General features: G+C 75.3%; 3 protein-coding genes. All 3 read right to left on the reverse strand.

Annotation, left to right across the window (positions count from 1 at the left end; translation table 11 throughout):
• Positions 1-1,217 (reverse strand): asparagine synthase (glutamine-hydrolyzing) (gene asnB, locus FK498_RS17710; protein ID WP_141856905.1); only part of this gene is annotated, 1,217 nt, incomplete at its 3' end.
• A gap of 9 nt (positions 1,218-1,226) precedes the next feature.
• Entirely contained in the window at positions 1,227-2,831 is a 1,605-nt protein-coding gene (locus FK498_RS17715; protein WP_141856907.1) for a heparinase II/III family protein, read from the reverse strand.
• Between the two features lie 66 nt (positions 2,832-2,897).
• Complete coding sequence (locus FK498_RS17720) at positions 2,898-3,899, reverse strand: aldo/keto reductase (RefSeq protein ID WP_141856909.1); 1,002 nt, start codon at positions 3,897-3,899, stop codon at positions 2,898-2,900.
• Between the last annotated feature and the right edge of the window lie 133 nt (positions 3,900-4,032).

Below are 4,032 nucleotides of genomic sequence, written 5' to 3' on the forward strand. Positions count from 1 at the left end.
GCCCGCCGCAGCGGGAACGGCACGCGCGCGAGGCGCGGCCACAGGCGGGCCGCGAGCACATGCCGGCGATAGCCGCCGAACAGCTCGTCGCCGCCGTCGCCCGAGAGCGCGACCGTCACGTGCCCGCGCGTCAGGCGCGCGAGCAGCAGCGTCGGGAGCTGCGAGGAATCCGCGAATGGCTCGTCGTACACGCGCGGCAGCTCATCCACGAGCGCGAGCGCGTCCGCCTCGGTCGCGTGCAGCACGGTGTGGCGCACGTCGAGCGCGGCTGCGATGCGCGCGGCATCCTTGCTCTCGTCGTAGGCCGGATCGTCGAAGCCGATGGTGAAGGCATGCGCCGCGCCGGGGGCCGCGCGCGCCATCGCCGCGACCACCGAGGAGGAATCGACTCCGCCCGAGAGGAAGGCGCCCACGGGCACATCGGCGACGAGCTGCGCGCGCACGCTCTCGGCGAGCGCGGCATCCACCGCCGCTGCCGCCTCGGCCGCCGTCAGCCGCGCCGGCACCGTTTCGCGGGCCAGCGCAAGCACGTCGAACCAGCGCCGCTCCTCCGGCGCGCCCGCCATGCCGATCCGCACGAGGCCTCCCGGCGGCAGCTTGCGCACGCCCCGGAACACCGTGCGCGGCGCGGGGATGCAGCCGTGCCGCAGATAGGCCGCGACGCTCTCCGCGTCGATCTCGGGCGACCAGCCGCCCGCCGCCTCGAGCGCGCGCAGCTCGCTGCCGAACAGCACCGAACCGTCCGCCAGCACGGTCCAGGCGAGCGGCTTGATGCCGGCATGGTCGCGCGCGAGCCACAGCACGCGCTCGGCGCGGTCCCACAGCGCGAAGGCGAACATCGCATCGAGCCGCGGCAGCGCGGACGCGACGCCCCACTGCGCCACCGCGGCGAGCAGCACGGCCGTGTCGCTCTCGCCCGGCACCGTCCGCCCGCACGCCGCCAGCTCCGCACGCAGCGCGCGGTAGTTGTAGAGCTCGCCGTTGTAGCTCACCACGTAGCGTCCGCAGGACGACGCCATCGGCTGCGCGCCGCCGGGCGAGAGGTCGATGATCGCGAGCCGGCGATGTGCAAGCGCAACGCCGGCCTCGCCGTCGGCCCATGTGCCGGCGCCGTCGGGACCGCGATGCGCAAGCGCGGCCCCCATCGCCGCCGCGCGCGCGAGCAGCGCGTCCTCGGCCCCGGGCCGGCGCAGGAACAGGCCGGCGATCCCGCACATGCGCCGTTCTCAGGCCCCGCCCATGCGCGTGATCGCCCACTTCACCAGGCAGGGACCGTCGGCAGGGCTGCCCGACAGGACCACCTGCTGCGTGCGTCGCCGCTCGTCGGTGCCCGCATAGACGCTCTCCTCGAGGGCGAGGCGGGCGCCGTCCGCGCGCAGCGCCCAGCCGCCGGAGGAGGGCGTGCGCAGCAGCACGCCCGCGCCGTCCTGCTGCAGGCTCGCGCTGACCGAGGGATGCAGGTGGAAGCGGATCGCGAAGGGCTGCGGGCTGGGCGCCTCGATCGCGTCCTCGCCGCGCACGTCCTCGCCGGTGTCGCCGAGATAGAGCCGGCGGCGATGGATCGCGTTGAAGGGCCTCTTCCAGCCGTCGTGGCTGGCATCCAGCCAGTGCGCCCCGTTCGCCTCGTGGCGCTGCACCGCGACCTGCTCGGGGCGGCGGCCGAGCCCGTCCTCCTTGAGTTCCGAGGAGTTCACGTCAGCGATCACCAGCGTGGAGTGCGCGGCGGTCGCACGCAGCGCGTCGCGCCAGGCGTTCGCCGCCGCCGGCGCCGCGCCGCAGTTGACGATCAGCCGGTCGCGCCCGACCGAGAGTTCGAAGGCGAGCGTGCCGGCATGCGCGCGCCGGTCCTGCCCACGCGGCGGCGGCGGCCCGGCATCGACGATCAGCACGGTGCGCCCGGCGACGAGACGTTCGAACCGCATCTCCGGCGCGCGGGCTGTCGGCCGGGCGCGCACCTGGCTCTGCGCCTGCACCAGCGAGAGGAGCGCCGGGTCGCCCTCGCGCGTGCCGTTGAACAGCGCGAGCCCGCCATCGCCGTGGCGCAGCGCGGCGAGCATCGGCATCGCCCGCTCGATCGCCGCGGCGAGGACATCGGGCACCGGCTTGCGCGCGAGCGCCAGGATCGCGCGGATCTCGATCAGATCCATCACGGCGGAGAGCAGGGCCGCCGGGCTGCGCTCGACATGCCCGCCATCGGGCAGCATCTGCCGGTCGATCTCCTGGCCGAGGAAGCGCAGCGCGCGCGCGAGATGCGGCTCGCCGCCGGGCAGCGCCGCGCCGGCCGCGACCAGGCCCTTGAGGGCGGTGAAGGCGCGCGCGTCCATGGTCTCGGCCGGCAGGAGGCCGGAGAGCGTGCGCGCATCCTCGACGATCCGGCCCATCACGGCGGCGCGGAACGTCTCCTCCGCGCTCGCGGCAAGGAAGTCCCAGTGCGACAGCAGCGCGGTGATGCGTGCGCCCAGGACCGTCTCACGCGCAGGGGGCAGGTGCGGGGCGGCCTCGATCCAGGCGCCGACCAGGGCGCGCGCGCGCAGCCGCGCCGCGTCGCTGCCGACCGCGCGCAGGTCGCGCAGCCAGGCGAAGCCGTGCGCGGCCTCGTTCCAGGCGTCGTCGTCCCCGGCGGCGGGGTCCAGCGGGCGGGCCGTGCCCTCGACCACGAGTTCCCCCTTGAGGATCCGGCTGCCGCGCGTCGCGTCGCCCGGCCAGGGGTCGCGCAACGGCACGAGCGGCGACTCGGGCAGGCGGGCGAATGGGGCCGCGACCGTCGGCAGGCGGCCCAGCACGCGCTGCACGGCACGCAGCCAGCGGCGCGGATCAAGGTCGGCGAGCATGACACGCCCTTTAGAGGGCGTCGGGCATCGCGCCGCAAGTGGGTAAGGCGGCGCCGCCCGATCCGCTCAGAGATACACCGCCTTCAGGTTCGCCTCCGGGTAGCGTTCGCCCGCCGCGGCGCCCGGCGGCACCGCTGCCCCGATGGCCGCGACCTCGGCCGCGCTCAACCGCACCGCGAGCGCGCCGAGATTCTCCTCGAGCCGCTCGCGCCGGCGCGTGCCGGGAATGACGTGCACGTCCTCGCCCTGCGCGAGCAGCCAGGCGAGCACGAGCTGCGAGGGCGTGCAGCCCTTGTCGCGCGCGAAACCCTCGATCCGCGCGACCAGTTCGAGGTTGCGGTCGAGATTGCCGGGCTGGAAGCGCGGATGCGCCGCGCGCCGTCCGCCCACGTCCCCGGGCGTGCGCACCGTGCCGGTGAGCAGGCCGCGCCCCAGCGGCGCGTAGGCCACGAAGCTGATGCCGAGGCTCCGCGTGAGCGCGCGCGTCTCCTCCGCCTCCCTGCGATAGAGCAGCGAGTACTCGGTCTGCACCGCCGCGATCGGATGCACCGCGTGCGCGCGTCGGATCGTCTCGGGCCGCGCCTCGGAGAGGCCGAGCAGCCGCACCTTGCCCTGCTCGACGAGCCGCGCCATGGCGCCGACCGTGTCCTCGATCGGCACCGCCGGATCGACGCGGTGCTGGTAGTAGAGGTCGATCACCTCGACGCCGAGGCGCTTCAGGCTCGCCTCGCAGGCGGCGGCGACGTACTCCGGCCGTCCGTCCACCGCATTCGCCCCGCCCTCGCGCCGCACCTGGCCGAACTTGGTGGCGAGCACGACCTTGTCGCGGATGCCCCTGAGCGCACGGCCGAGCAGCGTCTCGTTGTGGCCCCAGCCGTACATGTCGGAACTGTCGAGATGGGTGACGCCGAGCTCGACCGCTTCCCGGATCAGCGCCTCGGACGCCGCGTCGTCGGCATCGCCATAGACGCCGGAGAGGGACATGCAGCCGAGGCCGATCGGGCAGACGCGCGGGCCGCCGCGGCCGAGCGGGCGCGCGGAAGCCGCGACCTGTTCAGGCGTGACCATCGTCGGGCTCCTTCTCGTTGAATCCGATCGCGGCGAGTGCCGCGCGCCCCGCCGGCCCGGCGAGTGTCGCGGCGATCATCGCGGCGGCGGGCGACGCGCGCGGCGCGCCGAGCGCGTAGGCGGTCACCAGCGC

This window comes from Elioraea sp. Yellowstone (genome assembly GCF_006704265.1).
Lineage (GTDB): Bacteria > Pseudomonadota > Alphaproteobacteria > Acetobacterales > Acetobacteraceae > Elioraea.